This is a genomic window from Streptomyces kronopolitis, from assembly GCF_050953795.1.
In the GTDB taxonomy this organism is placed as follows: Bacteria; Actinomycetota; Actinomycetes; order Streptomycetales; family Streptomycetaceae; genus Streptomyces; species Streptomyces kronopolitis_A.
Window position 1 is genome coordinate 424,079 of the sequence record NZ_CP191850.1, and the last position, 24,439, is coordinate 448,517.

Annotated in this window: 25 protein-coding genes and 1 pseudogene; 13 read left to right on the plus strand and 13 right to left on the minus strand. The window is 70.4% G+C overall.

All coding sequences use genetic code 11. The features are described 5' to 3' along the window. Nucleotides 1-12: 12 nt before the first annotated feature. Entirely contained in the window at nt 13-636 is a 624-nt protein-coding gene (locus tag ACQP17_RS01650) for a DUF6479 family protein (RefSeq protein ID WP_433854571.1), read from the minus strand. Nucleotides 637-807: 171 nt separating this feature from the next. Between ACQP17_RS01650 and ACQP17_RS01655 the strand changes: the two genes are divergently transcribed. Beyond that, nucleotides 808-1,035, plus strand: coding sequence for a hypothetical protein (locus ACQP17_RS01655; protein ID WP_433854572.1), 228 nt, complete (start codon nt 808-810; stop codon nt 1,033-1,035). Between the two features lie 37 nt (nt 1,036-1,072). On the opposite strand, the gene ACQP17_RS01660 is transcribed toward ACQP17_RS01655, so the two are convergent. The 3 genes from ACQP17_RS01660 to ACQP17_RS01670 all read right to left on the minus strand — a co-directional run bounded on the left by ACQP17_RS01660 (nt 1,073) and on the right by ACQP17_RS01670 (nt 2,866). Then, nucleotides 1,073-2,308 carry an FUSC family protein gene (locus tag ACQP17_RS01660; protein ID WP_433854573.1) on the minus strand — a complete coding sequence of 412 codons (1,236 nt, stop codon included), beginning with the start codon at nt 2,306-2,308 and terminating at the stop codon, nt 1,073-1,075. 115 nt (nt 2,309-2,423) lie between these two features. Next, nucleotides 2,424-2,597: a CsbD family protein gene (locus tag ACQP17_RS01665; protein ID WP_364880166.1), complete on the minus strand. Its 174-nt coding sequence runs from the start codon at nt 2,595-2,597 to the stop codon at nt 2,424-2,426. Between the two features lie 98 nt (nt 2,598-2,695). Further along, nucleotides 2,696-2,866: a hydrophobic protein gene (locus ACQP17_RS01670; RefSeq protein ID WP_086716166.1), complete on the minus strand. Its 171-nt coding sequence runs from the start codon at nt 2,864-2,866 to the stop codon at nt 2,696-2,698. 255 nt (nt 2,867-3,121) lie between these two features. On the opposite strand from ACQP17_RS01670, the gene ACQP17_RS01675 reads away from it, so the two are divergent. Further along, on the plus strand, nt 3,122-3,331 hold the full coding sequence (locus tag ACQP17_RS01675; protein ID WP_364880168.1) for a hypothetical protein: 210 nt from the start codon (nt 3,122-3,124) through the stop codon (nt 3,329-3,331). Between the two features lie 36 nt (nt 3,332-3,367). Here the strand turns inward: ACQP17_RS01675 and ACQP17_RS01680 are convergent, their stop codons facing one another. Further along, nucleotides 3,368-3,583 (minus strand): hypothetical protein, encoded by a 216-nt coding sequence (locus ACQP17_RS01680; protein WP_433854574.1) that lies wholly within the window; start codon nt 3,581-3,583, stop codon nt 3,368-3,370. 658 nt (nt 3,584-4,241) lie between these two features. Between ACQP17_RS01680 and ACQP17_RS01685 the strand changes: the two genes are divergently transcribed. The 3 genes from ACQP17_RS01685 to ACQP17_RS01695 are packed head-to-tail and all read left to right on the plus strand — an operon-like array spanning nt 4,242 to nt 7,719. Further along, the gene (locus tag ACQP17_RS01685) at nt 4,242-5,918 is read left to right on the plus strand and encodes an FAD-dependent oxidoreductase (protein WP_433854575.1); all 1,677 of its coding nucleotides are present in this window, start codon (nt 4,242-4,244) and stop codon (nt 5,916-5,918) included. Beyond that, nucleotides 5,915-7,372, plus strand: a complete 1,458-nt coding sequence (locus ACQP17_RS01690; RefSeq protein ID WP_433854576.1) for an ATP-binding protein — start codon at nt 5,915-5,917, stop codon at nt 7,370-7,372. Before ACQP17_RS01685 ends, ACQP17_RS01690 begins: the two co-directional genes overlap by 4 nt. Further along, complete coding sequence (locus ACQP17_RS01695; protein WP_433854577.1) at nt 7,369-7,719, plus strand: UBP-type zinc finger domain-containing protein; 351 nt, start codon at nt 7,369-7,371, stop codon at nt 7,717-7,719. Before ACQP17_RS01690 ends, ACQP17_RS01695 begins: the two co-directional genes overlap by 4 nt. Before the next feature lie 96 nt (nt 7,720-7,815). On the opposite strand, the gene helR is transcribed toward ACQP17_RS01695, so the two are convergent. The 3 genes from helR to ACQP17_RS01710 form a co-directional block, all read right to left on the minus strand. Beyond that, nucleotides 7,816-9,969, minus strand: coding sequence for an RNA polymerase recycling motor ATPase HelR (helR, locus tag ACQP17_RS01700; RefSeq protein ID WP_433854578.1), 2,154 nt, complete (start codon nt 9,967-9,969; stop codon nt 7,816-7,818). A 443-nt stretch (nt 9,970-10,412) separates the two neighbouring features. Next, a complete protein-coding gene (locus tag ACQP17_RS01705; protein WP_433854579.1) occupies nt 10,413-10,820 on the minus strand; it encodes a RidA family protein in 408 nt (135 codons plus the stop codon). A gap of 103 nt (nt 10,821-10,923) precedes the next feature. Beyond that, nucleotides 10,924-11,271 carry a DUF190 domain-containing protein gene (locus ACQP17_RS01710; protein ID WP_433854580.1) on the minus strand — a complete coding sequence of 116 codons (348 nt, stop codon included), beginning with the start codon at nt 11,269-11,271 and terminating at the stop codon, nt 10,924-10,926. 406 nt (nt 11,272-11,677) lie between these two features. Between ACQP17_RS01710 and ACQP17_RS01715 the strand changes: the two genes are divergently transcribed. After that, complete coding sequence (locus ACQP17_RS01715; protein ID WP_433854581.1) at nt 11,678-12,208, plus strand: fluoride efflux transporter FluC; 531 nt, start codon at nt 11,678-11,680, stop codon at nt 12,206-12,208. Next, complete coding sequence (locus ACQP17_RS01720; RefSeq protein ID WP_433854582.1) at nt 12,205-12,579, plus strand: fluoride efflux transporter FluC; 375 nt, start codon at nt 12,205-12,207, stop codon at nt 12,577-12,579. Before ACQP17_RS01715 ends, ACQP17_RS01720 begins: the two co-directional genes overlap by 4 nt. A gap of 40 nt (nt 12,580-12,619) precedes the next feature. On the opposite strand, the gene ACQP17_RS01725 is transcribed toward ACQP17_RS01720, so the two are convergent. Then, nucleotides 12,620-13,054 (minus strand): VOC family protein, encoded by a 435-nt coding sequence (locus ACQP17_RS01725; RefSeq protein ID WP_433854583.1) that lies wholly within the window; start codon nt 13,052-13,054, stop codon nt 12,620-12,622. 352 nt (nt 13,055-13,406) lie between these two features. Between ACQP17_RS01725 and ACQP17_RS01730 the strand changes: the two genes are divergently transcribed. Both ACQP17_RS01730 and ACQP17_RS01735 read left to right on the plus strand, forming a co-directional pair. Continuing rightward, nucleotides 13,407-14,375, plus strand: a complete 969-nt coding sequence (locus ACQP17_RS01730) for a trypsin-like serine peptidase (protein ID WP_433854584.1) — start codon at nt 13,407-13,409, stop codon at nt 14,373-14,375. 130 nt (nt 14,376-14,505) lie between these two features. Then, nucleotides 14,506-14,826, plus strand: a complete 321-nt coding sequence (locus tag ACQP17_RS01735; protein WP_433859808.1) for a hypothetical protein — start codon at nt 14,506-14,508, stop codon at nt 14,824-14,826. Between the two features lie 88 nt (nt 14,827-14,914). On the opposite strand, the gene ACQP17_RS01740 is transcribed toward ACQP17_RS01735, so the two are convergent. Further along, the gene (locus tag ACQP17_RS01740) at nt 14,915-15,367 is read right to left on the minus strand and encodes a VOC family protein (RefSeq protein WP_433854585.1); all 453 of its coding nucleotides are present in this window, start codon (nt 15,365-15,367) and stop codon (nt 14,915-14,917) included. Nucleotides 15,368-15,629: 262 nt separating this feature from the next. On the opposite strand from ACQP17_RS01740, the gene ACQP17_RS01745 reads away from it, so the two are divergent. After that, on the plus strand, nt 15,630-17,510 hold the full coding sequence (locus ACQP17_RS01745) for a transketolase (protein ID WP_433854586.1): 1,881 nt from the start codon (nt 15,630-15,632) through the stop codon (nt 17,508-17,510). Nucleotides 17,511-17,631: 121 nt separating this feature from the next. Beyond that, nucleotides 17,632-18,445 (plus strand): annotated as a pseudogene (locus ACQP17_RS01750) (IS5 family transposase). 119 nt (nt 18,446-18,564) lie between these two features. Here ACQP17_RS01750 and ACQP17_RS01755 read toward each other — a convergent pair. Then, a complete protein-coding gene (locus tag ACQP17_RS01755) occupies nt 18,565-18,786 on the minus strand; it encodes a hypothetical protein (RefSeq protein ID WP_433854587.1) in 222 nt (73 codons plus the stop codon). Between the two features lie 430 nt (nt 18,787-19,216). Here ACQP17_RS01755 and ACQP17_RS01760 point away from each other — a divergent pair, with 430 nt between their 5' ends. Next, nucleotides 19,217-21,643: a hypothetical protein gene (locus tag ACQP17_RS01760; RefSeq protein ID WP_433854588.1), complete on the plus strand. Its 2,427-nt coding sequence runs from the start codon at nt 19,217-19,219 to the stop codon at nt 21,641-21,643. 149 nt (nt 21,644-21,792) lie between these two features. Here ACQP17_RS01760 and ACQP17_RS01765 read toward each other — a convergent pair. Both ACQP17_RS01765 and ACQP17_RS01770 read right to left on the minus strand, forming a co-directional pair. Next, a protein-coding gene (locus tag ACQP17_RS01765) for an IS5 family transposase (protein WP_433854589.1) occupies nt 21,793-22,607 on the minus strand; the annotation gives its coding sequence in 2 pieces (ribosomal slippage) (nt 21,793-22,278 and nt 22,281-22,607; 813 coding nt in all). A 64-nt stretch (nt 22,608-22,671) separates the two neighbouring features. Beyond that, nucleotides 22,672-23,529 (minus strand): helix-turn-helix transcriptional regulator, encoded by an 858-nt coding sequence (locus ACQP17_RS01770; RefSeq protein ID WP_433854590.1) that lies wholly within the window; start codon nt 23,527-23,529, stop codon nt 22,672-22,674. 160 nt (nt 23,530-23,689) lie between these two features. Here ACQP17_RS01770 and ACQP17_RS01775 point away from each other — a divergent pair, with 160 nt between their 5' ends. Then, nucleotides 23,690-24,424: an SDR family oxidoreductase gene (locus ACQP17_RS01775; protein ID WP_433854591.1), complete on the plus strand. Its 735-nt coding sequence runs from the start codon at nt 23,690-23,692 to the stop codon at nt 24,422-24,424. The last annotated feature ends 15 nt before the right edge of the window (nt 24,425-24,439 follow it).

Consider the following 24,439-nt stretch of genomic DNA (forward strand, 5'->3'; position numbering starts at 1 on the left):
GCGTCGGATGTCTCAGGCCGCCGTCGGCCGGGTCACCAAGCGCAGTTGTGCCTCGCGCTCCTGGTCACCTGCCGTGGTGCCGACTCGCTGGACGGAGAACACGGAGGCCAGGCCCGCGTGCAGGCGGTCGACCGCCCACCGGCCGCCCTGGAGGGTGACGGTCACCGGCGCCGTCAGCGGGAACGGCTCGGCCTCGGCGGGCTCCTCCGCCACGTCGGCGGTCGCCGTCCACACGATCGGCCGCACCCCTTCCGCGGGCCGGGGTGCGTCGTCCCGTGAACGGTCGGACGTGAACACCGAGTTGAGCCCGCTGAAGACCGCTTCCGCATCCTCGGCCGAGCAGTCGGACACCTGCACCTGCACCTGCACCCGTGCCGCACCGTCGTTGGACTGGGCCGCTTCTTCCGCCATCGTCATCCTTTCTCCGCGGTTCACGCGCTTCGGGAGACGGACATCCCCCACCGCCCGGCCGTTCGGCAGTCGCGGTTGTTCCTCGGGGAGGGGCGGGCCCGGTGCCCGGGACCTGACCCGCCGCGCCCGGACGAAGGCGCCGACCAACAGGGCCACGATGACGACTCCCACGAGCGTGAGCAGGACGGCACTCACGCCGGGCCGCGCGGCCAGTTGTACGTTCATCTACGAAGTAACCAAAGCCGGTTACCTCATGCGAGCCGGGTACCCGACACACCGGGAGGCAAGCACCCGGGCGGCTCCGGCGCAGGGCTCGCCCCGTGTGTCCCGCGCTCCGGCGAAAGTGCACGGGGGCGCGGGCGCCTTGAGACGGGCGTCACGGGGCATACGCGGACAATGAACCAACACAGCGCACCGTCCACGTTCGCCCACCCCGCCTGGGCGGGATGGATCTACCTCGGGCTCGCCGCACTGGCCGGTGCCCAGCTCCTGGCGACCGTGCTGCAGTCCGGGGCCGGCGATCCCGGCTTCGTACCCAGCGTGGTCGGGGTCATCGCGTTCCCCGCTCTCGCCGGCCCGGCCCTGCGGCGCCGCCGCACGGACCGGACCGGGCAGCACGACTAGGGGGTCCCCGCGAGCTTCAGGGTTCCCGCGCCTCGCCCTACGTGCACGCCTCGCGCTCCGCGGCGCGCTGGTCGACGTGGTGCTGAAGGACGTCGCAGGTGTACTGGAATTCCTCCATGAGGCGGGTGGCCTCCAGGACGAGGACGCCGTACGGATGTGCCGGATCCATCAGCGGCAGGTCGTCCTTCTCGGCCTGTTCGCTCACGCGCTGACGGCGCTGCTGCGCCTCGTCCGACAGCCGGCACAACTGCGGGGCCTGCTCGTTCAGCCGGTCTTCGTCGAGTGCGGCGAGGACCTCGTTGATCTCGGCGATGGACTCCACGAAGTCGGCATAACACACCAGGAAAGAGCCGTAGTCGTGGTGATCCCCGGCTTCCTCCTTGCTCCACCGGTGCAGGCTGCGGGTGAGGGACGCCAGCTGATAGAGCGTCCGCTCCAGCGCCTCCAGCACCGCGCCGTAGCCCTCGAAACTGGTACGGCCGCGGTGGCGGCGCAGCAGGCGGCGCGGGTTGTACTGGATGCTTTCGCGGGCGGTTCGCAGACCCGTCCGGGCCTGGGTGACGAGTTCTCCGGTCCGGTCGGCCCGCTCCCGCCAGTGCGCGGCGCGTTCCTCGTCGAGTTCCCCCTGGCGCAGTGCCGGGTAGATGTCGGCGACCAGGTCGCGCTGCGCGTCGGCGAGGGAGCGGATGCCGTGTTCGGCCCCGCGGAGCCGCAACGGCGGGAAGACGGTGAGGTTCACCAGGACGCCGACGCCGCACCCGATGAGGACCAGCAGGATGATCTGTCCGAGCTGGGTGATCTTGTCGAGGTCGGAGGTCGCGGAGATATAGGTGGAGAACGCGAAGAACGCCGCGGTGGCCACCTGCGAGCCCTGCGCGCCGAGGGCGGGCCACCGCCCGATGGTGAGCGCGACCAGCGCCACCAGGGCGAAAGTCAGCAGGTCGGGGCCGCCCAGGAAGCCGAGAGCGGCCTGCACCGCCACACCGGCCGCCACCGCCCCCACATAGCGCGTGGACTGCAGGAGCGACTGGTAGACGGTCACCTGCATGATCAGCACCGCGGAGAACGGCGCGAACGCCGGCGACTGCGCGTGGAGGACGTTGTAGGAGAGCACCCAGGCCAGCGTGGCGGCGAGGGTGCTCTTCCCGATCAGCAGCGCCGTGTGACGCTCGTGGCCCTCCCACCCCCATGCGCGCCGCCACCACTGCGCGACCCGGGCCGACCGGCCCTGCCGTGTCGAACCCGCCCGGTGCTCGTCCGCCGCCCCGCTCACACCACTCTCCCGCTCTCCCACTCGTCCTGAATGCTGCCTGCCGTCGGAGGGACGACAGACGCGCGGGTGGGGCCCGGCGTTCCGCTGGGCCCCACCCGCGCGATATCCGTGCACCTCAGTGCTTGAAGGCGTCCTTGGCCTTTTCCTTGGCACCGCGGAGGTCTCCCTTGGATTCCTTCGCCGAGCCCTCAACGGCGGCGCTTTCGTTCCCGACCGCGCCCCCTGCTTCCTTCTTGACCTTGCCGGCTACCTGCTCGGCCTTGGCCTTGGCCTTTTCACTGGCGCTCATGACGCGGTCCTTTCATAGGGGACATCACTCCGGTGCCCGGTAATTCCTCCGCAAAACCCATGGTAATCCGGAGCAGGACGTTCTTGCTGGCAGTGCGGCTACCAGCGGTACCAGCGGCCGCGCTTTCCACCCGCTCCTGCGGAACGCAGGACAAATCCGAGCAGCCACACCGCGAGCACGATGACCGCGACTATCCAAAGCGCCTTGAGGGCGAATCCGGCACCGAAAAGAAGCAGTGCGAGAAGAAGAACGAGAAGCAGCGGAACCATATTTATCAACCTCCGAGCGCTCATGTGCCCCGTCCAGCGCCACCCACACGACGGAAAACAATGTTTCTCAGTCCGGATACCGGGCATTTCCCAGGCCGCCCGGCCCGGCCTGGCCCGGCCCGGCCCGGCCTGGCCCGGCCCGGCTCGCCACCGCCCGGCCCGGCCCGGCTCGCCCCGCTGCGTAAGGACGGCGCCGCGTCCCCCGACTGGCCTATGCCGCGCGCGCTGCGTGCCGGGACTCGGCAGGCTGAGGGTATGTCCAAGCCCCGGCCCCGCATCGTCGTCCATCCACCGGCCCCCACGGGCGGCCGCCGCGTGCACGGTGACACCGACATCCTCGGCGTCGCCTACGGCGTGGTCGACCTGTTGGAGTTCCTGCGCCGGGCGGGCCTCGATCCGGAGGAAGTGGGGCTACGGGATCCGCTGATCAGATGGGTCGGCGGCGGTCCCGACGTCTGGGGATGACCCCACCACGCACCCGGCACGGGCCCGGCCCGGCGCTCACAGGGAGACATCGGGGTGGAGGCGCCCGACGGTCCACACCCGCATCCGCCCGGCGAGCGCGAGCAGCAGGGAAGTGCGCCCGGAGCCGGCCGGGCCGTGAACGGCCAGCAGTCCGCCCGCCGGCACATCCAGGTCCACGCCCTCGAACACCGGACCTCTCGGACCCCGCACACTCGCCCCGCGGGCCACCACGTCGACTCCAATAGCTGTCATGCGGCAAGTCCTGGCCAGGAAAGGTCAACCCACCCCTGTTGTAAGGCAGTTGTGACGCTCTTCACGCGCGGAGGGCGAAATCCGGACACCCGTCCGGGACGCCGCCTCTCCCCGCGCGACGAGGAGAGCAGACGCCGGTGCCCGGAGGTACTCGATGACGCCCGCCGGGAGTTCTAGGACCGGCTCGCCCTGACCCTCGGCGTCGCCCCAGCCTGCGGACGTCGCCGCGCCGGCCGTCCCTCTCATGTGCCACGACGCCCTCACCGGCGGCACGTGCCACATCGACGGCGGACAGCAGCTCCTCCCCCGCTGAAGCCCCCCGGCCGTGTCCGGGGCGACGAGTGCGGTGGGCATTCCGTGGCCGGTATGCGCACCGCACGCGGAAGGGCATCGGCCACCCTGTGCGCCACGCGGCGGGACGCGGACCTGGCCGTCGGTTCAACGCCCCTGACGCCCCTCCCATCCGTCACATCCCTCGCGCCGCTCCCCCACCAGGAGGCGACGCCGGCGCCCGGCAGCCACCCTCCCGATCTTGCATGGAAAACCATGACAATCCCCCATACGATGGACGTGACCGGCGCACCGGCACGCCAGACGGGCTGGTGCGACTGGTGAGGGAAGGACGAGAAGGCGCGAGCGACCCGGGGACGGGATGCCGATGGAGCAGGCCACCAGTCCGGCGCGGACCGTCATCCTGACCGTGGACGACGATCCGGGCGTGTCGCGAGCCGTGGCCCGCGACCTGCGGCGACGCTACGGCGAGTCGTACCGCATCGTGCGCGCGGAGTCCGGCGAGTCCGCCCTCGACGCCCTGCGTGAGCTGAAGCTGCGCGGCGGCCCCGTCGCGGTGATCCTGGCCGACTACCGGATGCCGGAGATGAACGGCATCGAGTTCCTCGAGCAGGCCCTCGACATCTACCCTGACGCCCGGCGGGTGCTGCTGACCGCGTACGCGGACACCGACGCCGCCATCGACGCGATCAACGTCGTCGACCTCGATCATTACCTCCTCAAGCCGTGGGAGCCGCCCGAGGAGAAGCTCTACCCCATCCTCGACGATCTGCTGCAGGCCTGGCGGGCCGCCGACCACCGGCCGGTGGCCGTCACCAAGGTCGTCGGGCACCGCTGGTCGGCGCGTTCCTCGGCCGTGCGGGAGTTCCTGGCCCGCAACCAGGTGCCCTACCGCTGGTACTCGTCCGACGACCCGGAGGGCAGGCGGCTGCTGGGCGCCGCAGGCGAGGACGGCCTGCGGCTCCCCCTGGTGATCACTCCGGACGGCACGGCCCTCGTCGAGCCCGAGGACCGGGAGCTCGCCGCCCGGGTCGGCCTCGCGACGACCCCGGCCACCGACTTCTACGACCTCGTCGTCATCGGCGGCGGGCCGGCCGGTCTGGGTGCGGCGGTGTACGGGGCCTCGGAGGGGCTGCGGACCGTCCTCGTGGAGCGCTCCGCGACCGGGGGCCAGGCGGGCCAGAGTTCGCGCATCGAGAACTACCTCGGCTTTCCCGACGGCGTGTCCGGGGCGCAGCTCACCGACCGGGCCCGGCGGCAGGCGGCGAAGTTCGGCGCCGAGATACTGACCACGCGCGAGGTCACGGGCCTGGAGGTCAACGGCGCCTCGCGGGTGGTGCGGTTCTCGGACGGCTCCGCCGTCGCCGCGCATGCGGTGATCCTCGCGACCGGCGTGTCGTACCGGCAGCTGGACGCGCCCCACGTACCCGAGCTGACCGGCTGCGGGGTGTTCTACGGCTCGGCCCTGACCGAGGCGGCCGCCTGCCAGGGCCACGACGTGTACATCGTCGGTGGTGCGAACTCCGCGGGGCAGGCCGCGATCTACCTGGCCCGGAGCGCCAAGTCGGTCACCGTGCTGGTGCGCAGGCCGTCCTTGTCCACGTCGATGTCGCACTACCTCGTCCAGCAGGTCGACGACGCGCCCACCATCTCGGTGCGCACGCAGACGGTCGTCGACGCCGCCCACGGCTCGCACCAACTGGAGCAGCTCACCCTGCGCGACACGGCGACCGGAGACACCGAACTCGTCGACACCCAGTGGATGTTCGTCTTCATCGGCGCGGCCCCGCTGACCGACTGGCTGGAGGGCACGGTCCTGCGCGACTCCCGCGGCTTCATCCTGACCGGACCCGATCTGACCGTGGACGGAAGCCCGCCGGACGGCTGGGAGTTGAACCGGCCGCCCTACCACCTGGAGACCAACGTCCCGGGCGTGTTCGTGGCCGGGGACGCGCGCGCCGAGTCGGCCAAGCGTGTCGCCTCCGCGGTGGGAGAGGGCGCCATGGCGGTCATGCTCGTCCACCGGTATCTGGAGCAGTCATGAACAGCCGCCCGATGCCGTGCAGCCAGGAGGAACTCTCCTCCCTGTTCCTCTTCGAGAAGCTGGCCCCCGACCAGATCGCCCGGCTCTGCCGCGAGGGCCGGGTGGAGGCGTTCGACCCCGGGCCCGTGTACGCGGAGGGCGACGCCGCCACGTGCTTCTATGTGCTGCTCGAAGGAACCCTTGTGCTCTCCCGCCGGATCGGCGACTACGACGTGGAGATCAACCGGAGTTCCAGCCGCGGGGTGTACGCGGGAGCCTTCCAGGCGTACCTGGGTGACCGGATGCGTCAGGTGTACAACAGCTCCCTGAGCGTCATCGGTCCCACCCGCTTTTTCGTGCTGCCCGCGGAGAGTTTCGCGGCGATCATGCGGGAGTGGTTCCCGATGGCCGTCCATCTGCTGGAGGGCCTGTTCTTCGGCGCCAAGAGCACGCAGGAGGCCGTCGGCCAGCGCGAACGGCTGCTGGCACTGGGGTCGTTGTCGGCGGGTCTGACCCATGAGCTGAACAACCCCGCCGCCGCGGCCGTGCGCGCCACCTCGGCGCTGCGCGAGCGGGTCGCCGGAATGCGCCACAAGCTCGGCATGCTCGCGGCGGGACCGTACCGGCGCGACAGCCTGGAGACGCTCATCGAGGTGCAGGAACGCACCGCCGAGCGCGTCGCGAAGGCTACCACGCTGACCCCGCTGGAGGCCTCCGACCGGGAGGACGCGCTCGGCGACTGGCTGGAGGACCACGGCATCGGGGACGGGTGGCAGCTCGCGCCGACGTTCGTCCAGGCCGGGCTGGACACCGACTGGCTGGACCAGGTCGCCGCGGCCGTGGACCGGGACAGCCTGGAAGGCGCCGTGCGATGGCTCAACTACACGGTGGAGACGGAGCTGTTGATGAACGAGATCGAGGACTCGACCACCCGTGTCTCGTCCCTCGTCACCGCCGCCAAGCAGTACTCACAACTCGACCGGGCGCCCCACCAGGTCTCCGACGTGCATGAACTGCTGGACAGCACGCTGCTGATGGTCTCCGCGAAGATCGGTCCGCACATCACCGTCGTCAAGGACTACGACCGCACGCTGCCGAAGATCCCGGCCTACCCCGGCGAACTCAACCAGGTATGGACGAATCTGATCGACAACGCCGTCGCGGCGATGGACGGCACCGGCACCGACGGCACCTTGACCGTCCGCACCGCGCGCGAGGGTGAGCTGCTGCTCGTCGAGTTCCGCGACACCGGTCCCGGGATCCCCGAGGAGATCCGCGAACGCGTCTTCGACCCGTTCTTCACCACCAAACCGGTGGGTGAGGGGACGGGCCTCGGCCTGGACATCTCCTGGCGGATCGTGGTCCACAAGCACAACGGGGACCTGCGCTTCCACTCCGTCCCCGGCGACACCCGCTTCCAGGTCCGTCTCCCGCTGGCCGCCGCCGACCCCCGTCCCTCACAGGAGCCGTCATGACCTCCCCGAACGGAATCGACCCCGCGGTCCCGCCCAGCGGAACCGGTTGCACCGAGTGTGACGCCGACGGCGGCTGGTGGTTCCATCTGCGACGCTGTGCGCAGTGCGGCCACATCGGCTGTTGCGACGACTCGCCCGCCAAGCATGCGACGGCCCACGCGCGGGACACCGGGCACCAGGTGATCCGCAGCTTCGAACCGGGCGAGGCCTGGTTCTACAGCTACGAGACCTCGAAGGTGTACGCCTCGGGCCCGCCCCTCGCTCCCCCGGAGAGCCACCCGGCCGACCAGCCCACCCCCGGCCCCGCGGGACGGGTCCCGCAGGACTGGGCCGACCGCCTGGGCTGAGGTGTTTCGGCAGGCAATGCGCCCTGCCCTAGCGGCAACGCCACCCGTGACGGCGCCTGGGCCCTCCAGGCCCTCTGTGCCAGCACCGGGCCGCCGTCAGGAGCCGGTGAGGAGGACGAGTTGCCGGGTCGCCCGGGTCATCGCGACGTAGCGGTCGACCGCTCCTTCGATGCCGTCGCCGCATGCCTCCGGGTCGACGAGGACGACCAGGTCGAACTCGAGCCCCTTCGACAGCTCCGGGGTCAGCGACCGGACCCGCGACGTCGCCCGGAACGTGGGGTCACCGATGACGCAGGCGATCCCCTCCGCATGGGTGGCCAACCAGGTGTCCAGGATCGAGTCCCGGTCGGCAACCGATCCGTGGACGACGGGGATGCCGCTGCGGCGAATGGAGGTCGGCACATTGGCGTCCGGGAGCGCGGCCCGGATGACCCCTTCGGCCTCCGCCATGATCTCTTCCGGCGTGCGGTAGTTGATGTTCAACGAGGCCACGGTGCTCCGGGCGAGCCCGACCCGCTCCAGCCGTTCCTGCCACGACTCCGTGAAGCCGTGCCGGGCCTGGGCGCGGTCGCCGACGATGGTGAAACTCCGGGACGGGCAGCGCTGGATCAGCATCTGCCATTCGGCGTCGGTCAGTTCCTGCGCCTCGTCCACGACGATGTGCGCGAAGGGTCCGGCGAGCGGCTCCGGATCGACGCCGGGCAGTGCGCTCTCGTCGAGGAGAGTGTCCTGGAGGTCCTGCCCGTGCAGCATGGTCACCGCGCCCTCACCGTCGTCCTCGGCCCGCAGCAGACCGTCGATGACCTCGGCCCTGCGCGCACGTTCGGATGCGACGAAGGCATCGCGCCGGCGCTTGCGCCGGGACGCCTCCGGGTCGCCGAGCCGCAGCCGCGCCGCGTCCAGGAGCGGCAGGTCGGACACCGTCCAGGCCTGCGCGTCCACACGCTGCAACGCGCGCACCTCGTCAAGGCTGAGCCGGGGAGCGCACTTGCGCAGGTAGGCGGGCACCGACCACAGGTCGCCCACGAGGTCGTCGGCTTCGAGTATCGGCCACGCGCGGTTGAGGGTCCGGATCAGCTCCCGGTTCTGCAGCAGCGACCGCCTCAACAACTCGGGCGAGGCGTCACTGCTGTCCTTGTCGATCAGGATCGTGAGCAGCTCCTCCCGGATCTGGTCACGCGCCTCGTTGTGCGGGGTGCCCGGTTCCACCGCGTCGAACGCCGCCGCCCAGTCGTCGGCGCTCAGCCAGAGGTCGGACCAGTGGCTGGAGACCGTCATCCCCTCGGTGGGCGGCTCCTCGTAGATGCCGACGGCCGGCTCGATCGCCTTCACCAGGTCCGCTGACGCCTTCAGCCGGGCCACGTTCGGATCGCTCTCGGTCACCGCGGCGGCTCCCTCGGGGACGAGGTCGCGCAGGATGCAGGTCTGCACGCCCTCCTCGCCGAGGCTGGGCAGGACATCGGCGACATAGGCCAGGTAGGGCCGGCTCGGGCCGACGAACAGCACGCCTCCGCGGCGGTGGCCGAGGCGGGGGTCGGAGTAGAGGAGGTGGGCGGCGCGGTGCAGCGCGACGACGGTCTTGCCCGTACCGGGGCCACCGTCGACGACGAGCGCGCCGCGGGATCCGGCCCGGATGACGGCGTCCTGGTCGGCCTGGATGGTGGCGAGCACATCGCGCATCCGGGCCGACCGGTTGCCGCCGAGGCCGGCGATGAACGCGGACTGGTCGTCGAGCGCGGCGTGCCCCTCGCGCCCGTCGGCGGTGAACACCTCGTCCCAGTAGTCGCTGATCCGGCCATGGGTCCAGCGGTATCTGCGGCGGCTCGACAGGCCCATCGGGTGGGCGTGGGTCGCCGCGAAGAACGGCTCGGCCGCCGGGGAACGCCAGTCGAGCAGCAGCCGGTGCCCCGTGCTGTCGGTGAGGCCGAGGCGTCCGATGTACACGGTCTCGGCGTTGTCCGAGCGGACGAAGTGCCCCAGGCACAGGTCCAGCCCGAAGCGGCGCAGGGCGCGCAGCCGGCCGGTCAGCTGGTGGACCTCGGTGTCCCGGTCCATCGCCGCCCGGCCGAGGCCGCCGGGTGCCTTGCGCGCGGCATCGAGCCGGTCGGACAGTTCGGCGATGGTCTGCGTCAGGCTCTCCGAGATGGCCGCGAAGTGCCGTTCGTCGCCGTCGATCAGCGCGGGGTCGGCCTTGGCGGCGAGCTGCTCGGGAAGGTCGAACGCGCTGGTGGCCGCGGTCAGGGGAGTCATGTCCTCAGCTCCGTTCCGGGGTCGCTGCCACGACGGCCGACGGCGTGCCCGCTCGCGATTCCTCGTCGAGCGCCCGCCACCACACCTGCGTCCGCCCCCGCGGTGCGCGTTCCGCCACCGGCTCGACGCCCCCGCACCATCCCTCAACCGACAGCAACGCACGCACTTGGTGAATCTCCCATTTTTCGCAGGTTCCGACCTCGGCCCGCGATTGTGCCCGACCACCAGGGCCTTGCCGCAAGCCCCCCGGTGCGCTATAAGTTGAGAGTGGCAAGGAGAGGTAATTCCTCCTTGCCTTTGTGTTTTCCGGCCGCCGTGGAATCGGGCTTTACCGTTGCCGTTGCCCGGGCCCGGGCCGTGCTCGCGCCATCGCCGGGAGCGGCGACATCACCCTCGAACGGAAAATCGCGCGAGCCCGGGTCCGGTTCACCGAACTCGCGCGCTTATTCCGGCACGACCGCCATGGCCTCCACCTCGACGAGGTATTCGGGCTGCGCCAGGGCCTGCACGCCGATCCATGAGGACGGGGGCGGGTTCTCCGTTCCGAAGACGTCGACCAGGACGCGGCCGATCACCTCCGCCTCGGGGCCGGAGGCGAAGTCCGGAAGGTAGAGCCGGAGGATCTGGATGTCGTCCGGGGTGCCGCCGACCGCTTCCAGGGCGAGGAACACATGCCGCAGAGCCTGGCGGAGCTGTGCCTCCCGCCCCACCGCCGTCACCTCGTGGTTGCTGTCCCACGCGACCTGGCCCGCGATGTTGACGATCTTCCCGGGCGGGGACACCGCGACCTGGGAGAACCCCCACGGACGGCTGGGGAACAGGTCCTCGGGCTGGAACGTCGTACGCGGCACAGCACACTTCCCTCGGTAGCCGGGGCCATGGAGCGGGCCGGACACCGGAGCAGCCCCATGAGTTGCTCTTCACCCTAGCCGTCAGGCGTCATGCCCGGCCGGATCAGGCATCCCCCTGGGTACGACCCACGTAACGGATGACCTCGCAGTCGTCGAGAATCACCAGCCCCTCGCTGACCAGTTCGTCGAGCTGCGGCAGGAACGCGCGAATGCGCTCTTCGTCGTCGACGATGACGACGGCGACCGGCAGGTCCTCACTCAGCGACAGCAGTCGGGCGGTGTGGATCAGCGAGGAGGCGCCGTACCCCTCGATGCCGCGGAAGACCGAAGCTCCCGCCAGCCCTGCCTTGTGTGCCCGGTGCACGATTTCGGAGTACACCGGCTTGTGGTGCCAGACGTCGTTCTCACCGATGAAGATCGTCACGCGCAGTGCGGTACCGCTCAGCCTCATCGCTGCCTTCCCTGGACTCTCGATGACGTGTTGCCGCGGACGAAGCTGCTGCGACGCCGCTCCTCCTCGCGGAGCGCCGGTGATCCCGTGCGCGGCTCTCGCCAGTAGGGAACCGTCGGCGGCATTTTGCCGCTGTCCGGGTACGGCGGGGCTCAGCGCCGCGCGGTGTCCGGGACAAAGACTCCGCAGGACGTGCGCACGGGTCCCGGAGCCCGGCAGGACAGGCCCCCACGGCCCACCGGCAGTGGCGGCCGCTAGGCTGGATGGCGCAGTCACCCCTCAGAGGGCGGCTGCACGGCGGTGGGGCCCGCCGTACCCAACCGCAGCGACACCGCCGCCAACGGTCCCTACCTGAACGGCGCGCCGATGCCCGCGCGCCGGATCGACGTCAGGTAGGAGATTGCCCGTGACCAGCGAACACGACGGCCCGGCGCCCCGGCCGGGCGACTGGGCGGCCGCGCCCGTCGACCCGGACACCGCGATCGACCCATGGCCCCGCCACGCGCGCCGCACCCCCGCACGCAAGCACGCCGAGATCCTCTCCGCGATTGCCGCCGGCGGGGCGATCGGGGCCTGCGCGCGCTACGGTGCCACCCTGCTGTGGCCCACCGCGCCCACCGCGTTCCCGTGGACCACGTTCTGGGTCAACGTCACCGGCTGCGCCGCCATGGGCGTGCTGATGGTCCTGATCACCGAACGCTTCACCGTGCACCCCCTGATGCGGCCGTTCCTGGGCACCGGCGTCCTGGGCGGCTACACCACCTTCTCCACCAGCACCCTCGACACCCAGCGCCTGCTGGTGGGCGGCCACCCCGGCAGCGGAGTGCTGTACGTGGCCGCCACCCTGCCGGCCTCCTTCGCAGCGGTGTGGGCCACCGCCACCCTCACCCGTCTCGTCTTCCTTTCGCACGCCGGCGCGGAGCGGGGGCGGTCGTGAACTGGCTGATGGTCATCGCCGGCGCGCTCGTCGGCGCCCCGCTGCGCTACCTCACCGACCGGGCCGTCCAGGCCCGCCACGACACCGTCTTCCCCTGGGGCACCTTCAGCGTCAACCTCGCCGCCTGCGCAGGGCTGGGTTTCCTCACCGGCGCCGCGACGGCCACCACCGTCCCCCAGGCGCTGCAGCATCTGATCGGGCCGGGGCTGTGCGGGACGCTGAGCACCTACTCCACCTTCTCGTTCGAGAGCCTGCGCCTGGCCGAGACCGGCGCGAAGTATTTCGCCGCCGCCAACGCGCTCGGCAGCGTTCTCGCCGGTCTGGGCACCGCCTACCTCGCCACCGCCCTCGCGTCGGCGCTCCTGGCCTGAGCCGGGCGCGACGGGGCGGTACGCGGCAGGTGCGCGGCCCTCAGTCGAGGCAGAACTCGTTGCCCTCGATGTCCTGCATCACGAGGCACGACTCGTTCTGGCCGTCGGCCCGCAGCAGCCGCACGCGTACCGCGCCGAGTGCGACCAGTCGTGCGCACTCGGCCTCAAGCGTGGCGAGGCGCTCCTCCCCCACGAGACCGGTGCCGGCCCGCACATCGAGATGTACCCGGTTCTTGACGACCTTGCCTTCGGGTACCCGCTGGAAGAACAGCCGCGGGCCCACCCCCGAGGGATCGATGCAGGCGAACGCCGCACCCTGCTCCTCAGCCGGCAGCGAGCGGTCGAAAGCGTCCCACGTGGCGAACCCCTGTGGTGGCGGCGGTACGACGTACCCCAGCACCTCGCACCAGAAGCGCGCGACGGACTCGGGATCCGCGCAGTCGAAGGTGACTTGGAACTGCTTGACCGACGGCATGGGCCCCCCGATGAGTGCTGTCGGCGGCGACACCGGATGTCGTCGCCACGTCATGGCGGGCGAGCCTGCCATGACGGCCACCGGGGCACAACCGGATTTCCCCCTGCCGGCCGGAGTCTCGCCCGACCTGCCGTGCAGGGCCCTCACACCCCGCTGCGACCCGCGCGAGGTCAGGTGTCCCGCCGTTTGTCCCGGACCTCGGGGCACTGCCGGAAGCCTGCTGCAAGGGCAGAGCGCACCCCGTTTCCCGGCCGACACGTGGGTGTGCGGCGAAACCCGGCCCGGTGAAAGACCGTCATGTTCGGTGACCCGACGGTGTGTGTGCACCGATCCCTGCCTTCAGGAGCCCCGTATGCCCCCGACTTCCGCCAGCCCGGCCGTCTCCGCGCCGCACTCGTCGTCCGGCTCGTCCGTGACCTCCGCCCCGGCGTCCCGCCGCCGTCACCGGATCGTCGTGGCCGCCGCCGCGGGGACCGTGCTGGCGGCCGTCGCGGCGATGCCCGCGACGGCCGTGCCCGAGAAGAAGCCGGCCGACCCGGTGTCCCGCGTCTCCTACACCGCCGGCGAGCGACGCGATGCCCTCTCCTACTGGACTCCCGCCCGCATCAAGGCCGTGGGGAAGTCGGTGGACCTCGGCCCGACCGGCCCGATGTCACAGTCGTGGCAGGGCGCCGCGATGAAGACCGTCGGACGGCTCTTCTTCGTCAACGCCGACGGCGCCGACACCTGGTGCACCGCCACCGCCGTGCGCAGCGGCAACCACTCCGTGGTGATGGCCGCCGGCCACTGTGTCCGCCGTCCCGCCTCCCCCGTCAACACCTACACCGACCTGGTCTTCGTGCCCGGCTACCACAAGGGCACCCGGCCGTACGGCTCCTTCCCGGTGCGCGCCGCCCTGACCCCGCGCACCTGGGCGGAGGACGGCGTCGACGACGTGGCCGCGATGGTCGTGGACGCCGACGCCACGGGCCGCAAGCTCACCGATGTGGTGGGCGGCCAGGACATCGCCTTCCACCACCCGCTCGGCGGGCGGACCGTGGCCTTCGGCTACCCCGCGACCCGGCCGCAGCGCGGCGAGGAGCTGCTGCACTGCACCGGCACGACCGTGCGGGCGCCGGGCGACGAGCAGTCCGTGCCGTGCGACATGACCGGCGGTGCCAGCGGTGGCCCCTGGCTGACCGATTTCGACGCGGCGACCGGCCACGGCGTGCTGGTCTCCGTCAACAGCCACGGTGACGGGCTGTCGGGCAGCACGCACATGTACGGCCCGGTGTTCGGCGACCTCGCCCAGCAGGTCTACGGGCGGGCCGAGCGTCTGTGAAGTGCCTTAGTCGCAGCACCAGTTGAGGGGGGCGCCGCTGTAGGAGTATTCCGTTGTGGGCGCCGGGGCACTGCCCTAGGGTCCCGGTATGTCCCTCCGACTTCGTATGCGTCAAGCCCTTCCGGGAGCGATGCGCGCCCGCGACAAGGCCGCGGTGAGTGCCCTGCGTGCCACGCTCGCCGCGCTGGACAACGCGGAGGCGGTGCCCGTGGACGAAGCGCAGCTGCGGGGTGTGGCGCTGGAGCACGCACCGGCCGGGGTCGGTGTCACCGAGGCGGCGCGACGTGAGCTGAGCGAGCCCGGTGTGGCGGATGTCGTGCGCGCCGAGGCCACCGAACGGCTGGACGCCGCAGCACAGTTGGATGCCTGCGCGCACGCTGATCGCGTCGCGCGGCTCCGCGCGGAGGCCGCGGTGCTCCTTCGCTTCCTCGACGACCACGACACCGTCTAGAAGAGAAGCGGGCGGATGGGCGGCGCCGCACACCCCCCGCGACCGCGGGGAGGGCCCGCTCCTCCCCGCGCCGTCCGGCCGTCGGCTGCTACGCGGCGCAGAATTCGTTGCCCTCCGGGTCGCGCAGGACCCACCAGTGTCCGGCGGGTCCCTTGTCCACCTCGCTGACGCGGGTCGCGCCCAGGCTCTCCAGGCGGGCCACCAGGGCGTCGAGGCCGCCGGGTTCCGCGTGGATGTCGAGGTGCAGGCGGTTCTTGCCGGTCTTGTCCTCCGGTACGTCCTGGAAGAGCAGCCGTCGCCCGCGGCCGATGCCGCTGGTCTCGTCGAACGGGTCGTCGGGGTGGCGGATCGCCGCATAGCCGCGGAAGGTCTTGTGGCCACGGTGCTCGGTGATGGCCTCCTCGCCGATGTGGCCGGCGGTCAGCAGCTGCTCGATGAGCGGGCCCGGGTTCTCCACGTCGTAGCCCAGGGCCTCGGCCCAGAAGTCCGCGAGGGCGGACGCGTTCCTGCTGTCGATGACGAGTTTCCAGCTCAGGGTCATGCGACCGGTTATAGCGGAGCCGGGCACCGTGCGGTGGCCGGGTGGGGACCGCCGGGGTCACCGCACTGCGCGCGGTCCGGCCCGGGCCGCCATTCGGGTGCGCGGTGGGCGGTTCGCCGGCAGGGGGTGTGAGGGCGGGGTGCGCGGGTCGAGGGGGCGGCGGCTCGGCAAACGGTCGTACCGGCGGCCGTATCCGGGAGCCCGCCCGGGGCACGGGGTACACGCACCTGGTACCCGTGTTTCCGCAGGAGAGGAGGCCGTGATGGCGGCCGAGCCCGGATCCACCCATGTGATCGGTCCCGACAGCGAGCTGAGCGAGGTCTTCGAGCTCGCCCAGCAGCTGCGCGTCGACTCCGTGCGCGCCAGCACCTCGGCCGGCTCGGGCCACCCGACCTCCAGCCTGTCCGCCGCCGACCTCATGGCCGTCCTCATGGCCCGCCATCTGCGCTACGACTGGCAGCGGCCGGCGGACCCGGCGGGCGACCACCTGATCTTCTCCAAGGGCCACGCCTCTCCCCTGCTGTACGCCATGTTCCTCGCCGCCGGGGCCATCGACGAGAAGGAGCTGCTGACCACCTACCGCCGGGACGGCGCCCGGCTGCAGGGCCACCCGACCCCGGTGCTGCCCTGGGTGGACGTGGCCACCGGGTCCCTGGGGCAGGGCATCGCCTACGGCGTGGGGATCGCCCTGACCGGCCGCGACCTGGAGAAACAGCCCTACCGGGTGTGGGTGCTGTGCGGGGACAGCGAGATGGCCGAAGGGTCGGTGTGGGAGGCCCTGGACAAGGCCGGGCGCCACCGGCTGGGCCACTTCACCGCCGTCATCGACGTCAACCGCCTCGGCCAGACCGGGCCCACCGAGTGGGGCTGGGACACCGACGTCTACGCCCGCCGCGCCGAGGCCTTCGGCTGTCGCGCGCTCGTCGTCGACGGCCACGACCTGGCAGCCGTCGACCAGGCCCTGGCCACGGCCGCCGACGGGCAGGCGCCCACGGTCATCGTCGCCAGGACGGTCAAGGGCCGGGGCGTGGCGGAGATCGCCGACGCCGAGGGCTGGCACGGCAAGGCCCTGCCCGACGACCTCGCCGAACGTGCCGTCGCCGAGCTGGGCGGCGTGCGCCATCTGACCGTCCGCGGGCCCCGGCCCCCGGCCGACGCCCACCCCCGCGAGCCGCTGGGTGCGGTGCCCGTCGAGCTGCCGCGGTTCGAGCCCGGCGACAAGGTCGCCACCCGGGTCGCCTTCGGCAAGGCCCTGGTCGCCCTCGGCGCACGCGCCGATGTCGTCGTCCTGGACGCCGAAGTCGGCAACTCCACCCACACCGCGGACTTCGGCACGGCACACCCCGAGCGCTACTTCCAGACCTATATCGCCGAACAGCAGCTGATCGCCTCGGCGGTCGCCATGGCCGTCCGCGGCTACCGCCCCTACGCCGCGACCTTCGCCGCCTTCCTCAGCCGCGCCTACGACTTCATCCGCATGGCCGCGATCTCCCGGGTGACCATGGCACTGTCGGGCAGCCACTGCGGTGTCGAGATCGGTGCGGACGGGCCCTCCCAGATGGGTCTGGAAGACCTCGCCATGATGCGCGCGGTGCACGGCTCCACGGTGCTCTACCCCGGCGACGCCACCTGTGCCGCGGCGTTGACCGCCGCCATGGCCGACCTGGAGGGCATCTCCTACCTCCGCACCACCCGCGGCGCCTACCCCGTCCTCTATTCCGCGGGCGAGTCGTTCCCGGTGGGCGGCTCCAAGACGCTGCGGGCCACCGACCGCGACCGGGTCACCCTCGTCGGCGCGGGCGTCACGCTGCACGAGTGCCTGGCCGCCGCCGACCATCTCGCCGCCGACGGCATCGGTGCCCGCGTCATCGACCTGTACTCCGTCAAGCCGGTGGACGCCGACGCGCTCGCCCGTGCCGCCCGGGAGACCGGCGCCCTCGTCGTGGTCGAGGACCACCATCCCGAAGGCGGCCTCGGCGAAGCGGTCCTGGCGGCCCTCGCCGAGCACCGCCAGGCCCCGGCACTCGCGCACCTCGCCGTGCGCAACCTGCCCGCCTCCGGCACGCCCGACGAACTCCTGGACGCCGCCGGGCTCTCCCACCCGTCCATCGCCCGCGCGGCCCGCGACCTGCTCGCGCGCTGACCACACGCCGGGTTCGCCGGTCGGGGCGCGGACTCGCCCCGACCGACACCCCCTAAGAACTCCTAACGGAATGATCTTCGAGGTGGTTGGATCGCTCCGGGACCGTTGATCGGGGTGTGGGGTGGCGCGGCCGAAGCCGTGGGAAGTCGATGACGAGTTGTGGTCGGTGATCGAGCCGCTGCTGCCCAGGGTTGAGCGTCGGGTCCGGCATCCGGGACGGAAACGGCATCCGGACCGGCTGGTGTTCCAGGGCATCTTGTTCGTGCTGCATACCGGGATGGCGTGGGAACACCTTCCGCAGGAGCTTGGCTTCGGTTCGGGCATGACGTGCTGGCGGCGCCTGGCGGAGTGGACCGAGGTCGGCGTGTGGCCCCGGCTGCATGAGGTCCTCCTCGCCAAGCTCCGCAGCGCGAACGCCCTGGACTTCTCCCGCGCGGCGGTCGACGGCTCCCACATCCGGGCGTTAAAGGGGGAGCCAAGACCGGACGAAGCCCCGTCGACCGGGGCGGAACCGGCAGCAAACACCACCTGATCACCGACGCCACCGGGATCCCACTCGCCGCCACTCTGACCGGCGGCAACCGCAACGACGTCACCCAGCTGATCCCACTGCTCCAAGCCGTGCCGGCCGTGCGCGGCAAGCGCGGCCGGCACGGCGCCGCCCGGACGTGGTCCTGGGCGACCGTGGCTACGACCACGACAAGTACCGCCGCCTGGTCTGGGACCTCGGCGTGAAGCCGTTGATCGCCCGCCGCGGCACCGAGCACGGCTCCGGCCTGGGCACCCAACGCTGGGTCGTAGAGCGCGCGTTCGCCCATCTGCACTGGTTCCGCCGCCTGCGGATCCGCTGGGAGATACGCGACGACATCCACGAAGCCTTCCTCACTCTCGGATGCTCACTCATCTGCTGGAGACGCCTGAAGTCATTGCGATAGGAGTTCTTAGGGCATCGGGGCGACGCCGAAGTGCACCTACTGGCAGCCGCGCCCAGTGATACCTCCGGTTTGATGTGGGCGACGAGCTCCTGGGTCTCGCGGGCCTGCCGGGTCCGTGCCTACTCGGCGGCGTAGACCTCCGGCATCGGGTGGCTCAGGCCGTGGCCCCACTGGTGCCGTTGGGCGTTGTACTCCGTGTCGGCCTTGATGTCGGAACCGCGGGACTTGGCGCCGCACTCGCAGCGCCAGCGGTAGATCGGCGGGTTGCTGAAGCTGTCGGGTTCGGTGTCCGGCCGCTGTGATGCATCCCCAGCGAGGACACGCAGAATCTTCCTGAGCACAGTGGGTCTCCCGCATTCAAAAGCCGCAGGTCGACGGTCCGCCAACGGTCATCTTCAGTGGCAGGAACCTAGCGGCCGTCGAAGTTCAGGGGCAAACGGTCGAGGTTCGGTGGCACGAGTCCGGACCGGGCAAGGTGCGCTGGGTTGGACAAGCGCTTCGGACCGCTCGGACTCGCTGCGGTCGTGAGCAGTCGCCAGCTCCTCCACCGCGATCAGAAGCGCGGGGCTGGTCCCAGCTTGTGGTGCTATCGCTGATTCGGGTGATTGCGTCGGCCTGGTGAATGAGGTGTCGAGCGCTTCGGTGCAGGGGGCGGTAGGTGTGGGTGGGCACTTATCGGTCAGATACTTGGGGGAGTGTCTGAATGGCACCCTTGGCGCCTGAGTGGCCACTTTGCGACGATCGCCTCCCCATTGCTACTCGGAGGCATCTATGCCTGATCACGCTCCCAGTTCGGTGGCCGACCGCTCGGCTCTACTGCGCGGCCAGTTGTCCGGCGCCCGTTCTGAAACCCGGTCAGGTCGGCGTCTCGCGCAGAGCCAGGCGGCGAACGTTCTGGTGGCTGCCACCCTGCATGCGGCCGCGCGGCGTGAGCGGGGCATGGAGCTGACCGGGCTGGAGCAGCGACTCACCGATCAGCTGGCGGCCCTGTTCGGTGAGGAGCAGGTGGCGGAGTTCGGGCGGATCTACCAGGAGCCGGCATCCCGCACCGGCATCACTTCCCTGTTCCCGGACGTCGTGGCCGAGCGCTCCCTGGAACTGGGGCTGGATGCCGAGGACGTAGCCGCGTGGCTGCCGTCGGTGCAGGCGGAGATTGCCGCGCTGTCGAATGCGCGGCAGGTGTCGGTCGAGGAACTGGACCAAGGGGTGCTGACCGGCGAGGAAGAGGTCGTGGTGGTCACCGCACCGGCGACCGCGGGCACCGAGTTCGAAATCGACGCGATCAACGAGGTGCGGGTGCGGTTCGTGAAGTTCCGCTGCGACCGCAGGTCAACCGAGCTGGGCAGCGACGAGATCTACTGGGGGACCGGGGCGGCCAGCGAGCTCCAGCCCCAGATCGTCATGCTCACCCCCGAGTACCGCAGCATCAGCACCGGCACAGTGAAACACTTCTCCCCCAACGCCTGGTTCTTCAAAGGCCCGGCCGAGTCGTACATTGCTGGGCACATCCAGTGCTGGGAGGCCGACCCCGGCGGGAACAACTTCAACAAGATGCGCCAAGTCCTCGCCGACGCGGCCCGCCAGTGCACCATCTGGGCAATCGAGTTCGGCATCAGCTATGAGGCGGCCCTCGCGGGGCTGACCGCCGCCACGGCGGCCCTGGTCAACTGGATTCTCGGCTTCAACAAGGACGATCTGGTCAAAGAGATGACCGTGGCTTGGAGCCGTGACGCCCTGGTGCGCATGGCGCAGACGAACGGCGGCCAGTCGGAGCTGGTCTTCGACGGCGGCAGCGGAGGCAAGCACACCCTGACCATCGAGGTCACCTTCGGACCCGTCATCGCCACCGCCCTGCGCCACTCTCTCTACTACGCCGGCGACTGGTCGAAGCAGGTGGAGATTCCCCAGCTCATCAGCGGCTCCACGCGCCCTTCCATGGCCGTGGGCCCCAACGCTCGGGGCGTCGATGCCCTGTACGCGGTGTACCGCCAGGCAGGCGGCAAGGTCACCATGGGTATCTACGACAGCGAAAGCTGGAGCCTGCCCCGCCCGATCACGGCCCCCGACGGCAACCCCATCTACTCAGAATTCGACCCGTCCATCGTCAGCTATGACGGAAAGTCCATGGTGATCTGGGTTCTCCGGGATCCCCAAGACGAGAGGAGGCATCACACCCGGTCACAGTTTGTTGACCTGGCCACAGGCAAGCTCTATGGCCCCATGGCAAGCATCCAAGATTCGCCCATTGCTGCGACGACTCCTATCGTGCACAAAGGCTCGCTATGGCGGATCGGACCCAGGCGAAGTAATGGCGTCGAGGGTGAGAACGTCGCGGTCAATCACTACAACAGCAGCACAAACACATGGACGTGGGAAGCGGCGCTGCTCAAAATTCCCACGTACCTGCCCGTGGCAGCAGCATCCTTCCAGGAGCGGCTCTGGATTTTCTACCGGGAAAATAATGGAGCGAGTCAAGGGTTCCGAGCGATGTCCAGCCCGGACGGCCAGATCTGGCGCACCGAGACACTACCGACGCTCATGGGCAGGAATTCTGCCGCTTTGCCGCCGTCCGCGACCGTCGCTTCCCAGGGTGTGTACAGCAATCCGCGGCCACGGCTGTTCGTCGCCTATGCTTCGAATACCCAGCCGCACCGTATGACCGCCTGGAGCTTCGACGGGAGTACGTGGACCCAGTCCGACTCCGTGACCCATTCTGACGGACTCGGCCCCTGGTCCCCCTTCCTTCACGAGCACGCAGGAAATCTGCACATGCTATTCAACATGAATAATGAGTTCCACTACCGTCAGACGCTTATGATGAATTCTGACGGTACGGTGCGGGGTATCCCACATGTACCCCATGACGGGCGGCAGCTTTTCCGCCTCATCTCGCTGGGTGACGGCTCTCCGGCCATCCGCGCGGAGCAGAGCAATCTTCTGCTGACAATGAATTCCGACGGCACGGTTCGGGGCATGCCGCATGAGCCCTACAATTACGGCCAGATCGTCGAAGTTATCACCTTGAGTGACGGCAAAAAGGCGTTCCGTGCGAGCCATGTAAGCGATCTTCTGCTGACGATGAACGCTGATGGAACGGTATGCGGAGTGCCGTATCAACCTAACAATTTCGGGCAGGGATTCGACCTCGTCCCCCAACCTAATGGCAGCCACGTATTTTTCAACGGGTACGGGCGTTAAGGACGTTCGTCGAGCTCATGTGGTGGACGGGTGACCTTGCCAGTCACCGTTCAAAACCGAAGCCTCGATGACCGTCAGTCGGCCATCGTCTGCCTCTTCAAGCTGCCTGTGCTGGCGGGATGTTCGGTACTGCCGCTGGCTTAGAACTCCTATCGCAATGACTTCAGGCGTCTCCAGCAGATGAGTGAGCATCCGAGAGTGAGGAAGGCTTCGTGGATGTCGTCGCGTATCTCCCAGCGGATCCGCAGGCGGCGGAACCAGTGCAGATGGGCGAACGCGCGCTCTACGACCCAGCGTTGGGTGCCCAGGCCGGAGCCGTGCTCGGTGCCGCGGCGGGCGATCAACGGCTTCACGCCGAGGTCCCAGACCAGGCGGCGGTACTTGTCGTGGTCGTAGCCACGGTCGCCCAGGACCACGTCCGGGCGGCGCCGTGGCCGGCCGCGCTTGCCGCGCACGGCCGGCACGGCTTGGAGCAGTGGGATCAGCTGGGTGACGTCGTTGCGGTTGCCGCCGGTCAGAGTGGCGGCGAGTGGGATCCCGGTGGCGTCGGTGATCAGGTGGTGTTTGCTGCCGGTTCCGCCCCGGTCGACGGGGCTTCGTCCGGTCTTGGCTCCCCCTTTAACGCCCGGATGTGGGAGCCGTCGACCGCCGCGCGGGAGAAGTCCAGGGCGTTCGCGCTGCGGAGCTTGGCGAGGAGGACCTCATGCAGCCGGGGCCACACGCCGACCTCGGTCCACTCCGCCAGGCGCCGCCAGCACGTCATGCCCGAACCGAAGCCAAGCTCCTGCGGAAGGTGTTCCCACGCCATCCCGGTATGCAGCACGAACAAGATGCCCTGGAACACCAGCCGGTCCGGATGCCGTTTCCGTCCCGGATGCCGGACCCGACGCTCAACCCTGGGCAGCAGCGGCTCGATCACCGACCACAACTCGTCATCGACTTCCCACGGCTTCGGCCGCGCCACCCCACACCCCGATCAACGGTCCCGGAGCGATCCAACCACCTCGAAGATCATTTCGTTAGGAGTTCTAAGTCGCCCTCGGCCGCGTGCCGTTGGCGTGGTCGTGGCGGCGGGTGGCGTCGAGGCTGCCGAGCAGGGTGAGTGCCTGGGCGCCGGGGCTGCCCGGTTCCGCGTGGTAGATCACGAGCTGCTGGGCGTGTGCGCCCCGTACGTCGAAGGACTCGTAGGTGAGTGAGAGGCTGCCGACCTCGGGGTGGTGCAGCTCCTTGGCGTCGCCGTTCTTCGCCCGGATGGTCTGGGAGGTCCAGAGCGCGGCGAATACCTCGCTCGACTCGCGGAGTGTCCGCACCAGTGCGCGCAGGCGGGGGTAGCGCGGGACGAGGCCGGTGGCCTGGCGCAGGTGGGCCACGGTCGCCTCGGCCGCGCGGTCCCACCGGGTGTAGAAGCGTGGGCCCGCGGGGTCGAGGAAGATCATCCGGGCGAGGTTGTCCGCGGGGTCGAACGGCGAGAACAGCGCGTCGGCCAGCGAGTTGGACGCCAGCAGGTCCAGGGCCGGGTTGAGGACGAAGGCCGGGGTGTGCGGGTAGCCGTCCAGCAGCTGCCGCAGCGTCGGGCTCACGGTCTCCTGCGGGTGCGCCCGGGTGCCGGCGGGGACGGTGTCCGCCAGCCGGTAGAGGTGGTCGCGGGTCGCGTCGTCCATGCGCAGGGCGCCGCTGATCGCGTCGAGGACCTGCATGGAGGGGCTGGACTCGCGTCCCTGTTCCAGGCGGGCGTAGTAGTCGGCGTTCATGCCGGCCAGGACGGCCACCTCCTCACGCCGCAGGCCCGCCACCCGTCGCCGGCCGTACGACGCCAGCCCCACGTCGCTCGGCTGCAGGCGTGCGCGGTGGGCACGCAGGAAGTCTCCGAGGTCGTTGCTCTTCACCTCGTCAGGTTAAGGGCCGCCCGCCGGACGGTGCCTGGGTGTGCCATGCCCAGGCACCGTCTGTTCTGGCAGGGCCGTCCGCCGGTGCCGAGAGTGGTCGCAGCGCTCCACTGAACGAGCGAGGACGCAGCGCTCCTCCACCGAAGGAAACGGAACAGGTATGACACAGCACGCCAAGGTCGTCGCGATCACCGGCGCGAGCAGCGGTATCGGTGCGGCGACCGCACGCCGGCTGGCGGCGGACGGACACCGGGTCCTGCTCGGCGCGCGCCGCACCGGCCATCTGCGGGAGCTGGCCGAGGAGTTGACGGCGCAGGGCGGCAGCGTCGCCTTCCGCCGGCTGGACGTCACCGACGCGGCGGACATGCGGGCGTTCGTGGACGCCGCGCGCACCGAGTTCGGCCGGCTCGATGCCCTGGTGAGCAACGCGGGGGTGATGCCGCTGTCGCCCCTGGAGGCCGCGCGGACCGACGAGTGGGACCGCATGATCGATGTGAATGTGCGTGGTGTGCTGCACGGGATCGCCGCCGCGCTGCCGGTGATGCGCGCCCAGGGCGGCGGCCACTTCGTGCAGATCGCGTCCGTCGGCGCGTACGAGGTCTCGCCGACCGCGGCCGTCTACTGCGCCACCAAGTTCGCGGTCCGCGCCCTCTCCGAGGGGCTGCGCCAGGAGTCCGCCGGAGACATCCGCGTCACCCTCGTCTCCCCCGGTGTGACGGAGTCCGAGCTGGCCGACGGCATCTCCGACCCGGCGGCGCGGGAGGCGATGAAGGCCTACCGCGCGGTGGCGCTGCCCGCCTCCGCCATCGCGGACGCCATCGCCTACGCGCTGTCCCAGCCCCCGCAGGTCGATGTGAACGAGATCGTCGTCCGTCCGAGCGCAAGCGCCCAGTAACCGACCGTGACAGGA

Bases quoted from the DNA above. Each gene is read 5' to 3' on its own strand.
- ACQP17_RS01650 (WP_433854571.1), bottom strand. From the start codon at position 636: ATGAACGTACAACTGGCCGCGCGGCCCGGCGTGAGTGCCGTCCTGCTC.
- ACQP17_RS01655 (WP_433854572.1), top strand. From the start codon at position 808: ATGAACCAACACAGCGCACCGTCCACGTTCGCCCACCCCGCCTGGGCG.
- ACQP17_RS01665 (WP_364880166.1), bottom strand. From the start codon at position 2,597: ATGAGCGCCAGTGAAAAGGCCAAGGCCAAGGCCGAGCAGGTAGCCGGC.
- ACQP17_RS01670 (WP_086716166.1), bottom strand. From the start codon at position 2,866: ATGGTTCCGCTGCTTCTCGTTCTTCTTCTCGCACTGCTTCTTTTCGGT.
- ACQP17_RS01675 (WP_364880168.1), top strand. From the start codon at position 3,122: ATGTCCAAGCCCCGGCCCCGCATCGTCGTCCATCCACCGGCCCCCACG.
- ACQP17_RS01680 (WP_433854574.1), bottom strand. From the start codon at position 3,583: ATGACAGCTATTGGAGTCGACGTGGTGGCCCGCGGGGCGAGTGTGCGG.
- ACQP17_RS01685 (WP_433854575.1), top strand. From the start codon at position 4,242: ATGGAGCAGGCCACCAGTCCGGCGCGGACCGTCATCCTGACCGTGGAC.
- ACQP17_RS01690 (WP_433854576.1), top strand. From the start codon at position 5,915: ATGAACAGCCGCCCGATGCCGTGCAGCCAGGAGGAACTCTCCTCCCTG.
- ACQP17_RS01695 (WP_433854577.1), top strand. From the start codon at position 7,369: ATGACCTCCCCGAACGGAATCGACCCCGCGGTCCCGCCCAGCGGAACC.
- helR (WP_433854578.1), bottom strand. From the start codon at position 9,969: ATGACTCCCCTGACCGCGGCCACCAGCGCGTTCGACCTTCCCGAGCAG.
- ACQP17_RS01710 (WP_433854580.1), bottom strand. From the start codon at position 11,271: ATGAGGCTGAGCGGTACCGCACTGCGCGTGACGATCTTCATCGGTGAG.
- ACQP17_RS01725 (WP_433854583.1), bottom strand. From the start codon at position 13,054: ATGCCGTCGGTCAAGCAGTTCCAAGTCACCTTCGACTGCGCGGATCCC.
- ACQP17_RS01730 (WP_433854584.1), top strand. From the start codon at position 13,407: ATGCCCCCGACTTCCGCCAGCCCGGCCGTCTCCGCGCCGCACTCGTCG.
- ACQP17_RS01735 (WP_433859808.1), top strand. From the start codon at position 14,506: ATGCGCGCCCGCGACAAGGCCGCGGTGAGTGCCCTGCGTGCCACGCTC.
- ACQP17_RS01740 (WP_433854585.1), bottom strand. From the start codon at position 15,367: ATGACCCTGAGCTGGAAACTCGTCATCGACAGCAGGAACGCGTCCGCC.
- ACQP17_RS01745 (WP_433854586.1), top strand. From the start codon at position 15,630: ATGGCGGCCGAGCCCGGATCCACCCATGTGATCGGTCCCGACAGCGAG.
- ACQP17_RS01760 (WP_433854588.1), top strand. From the start codon at position 19,217: ATGCCTGATCACGCTCCCAGTTCGGTGGCCGACCGCTCGGCTCTACTG.
- ACQP17_RS01775 (WP_433854591.1), top strand. From the start codon at position 23,690: ATGACACAGCACGCCAAGGTCGTCGCGATCACCGGCGCGAGCAGCGGT.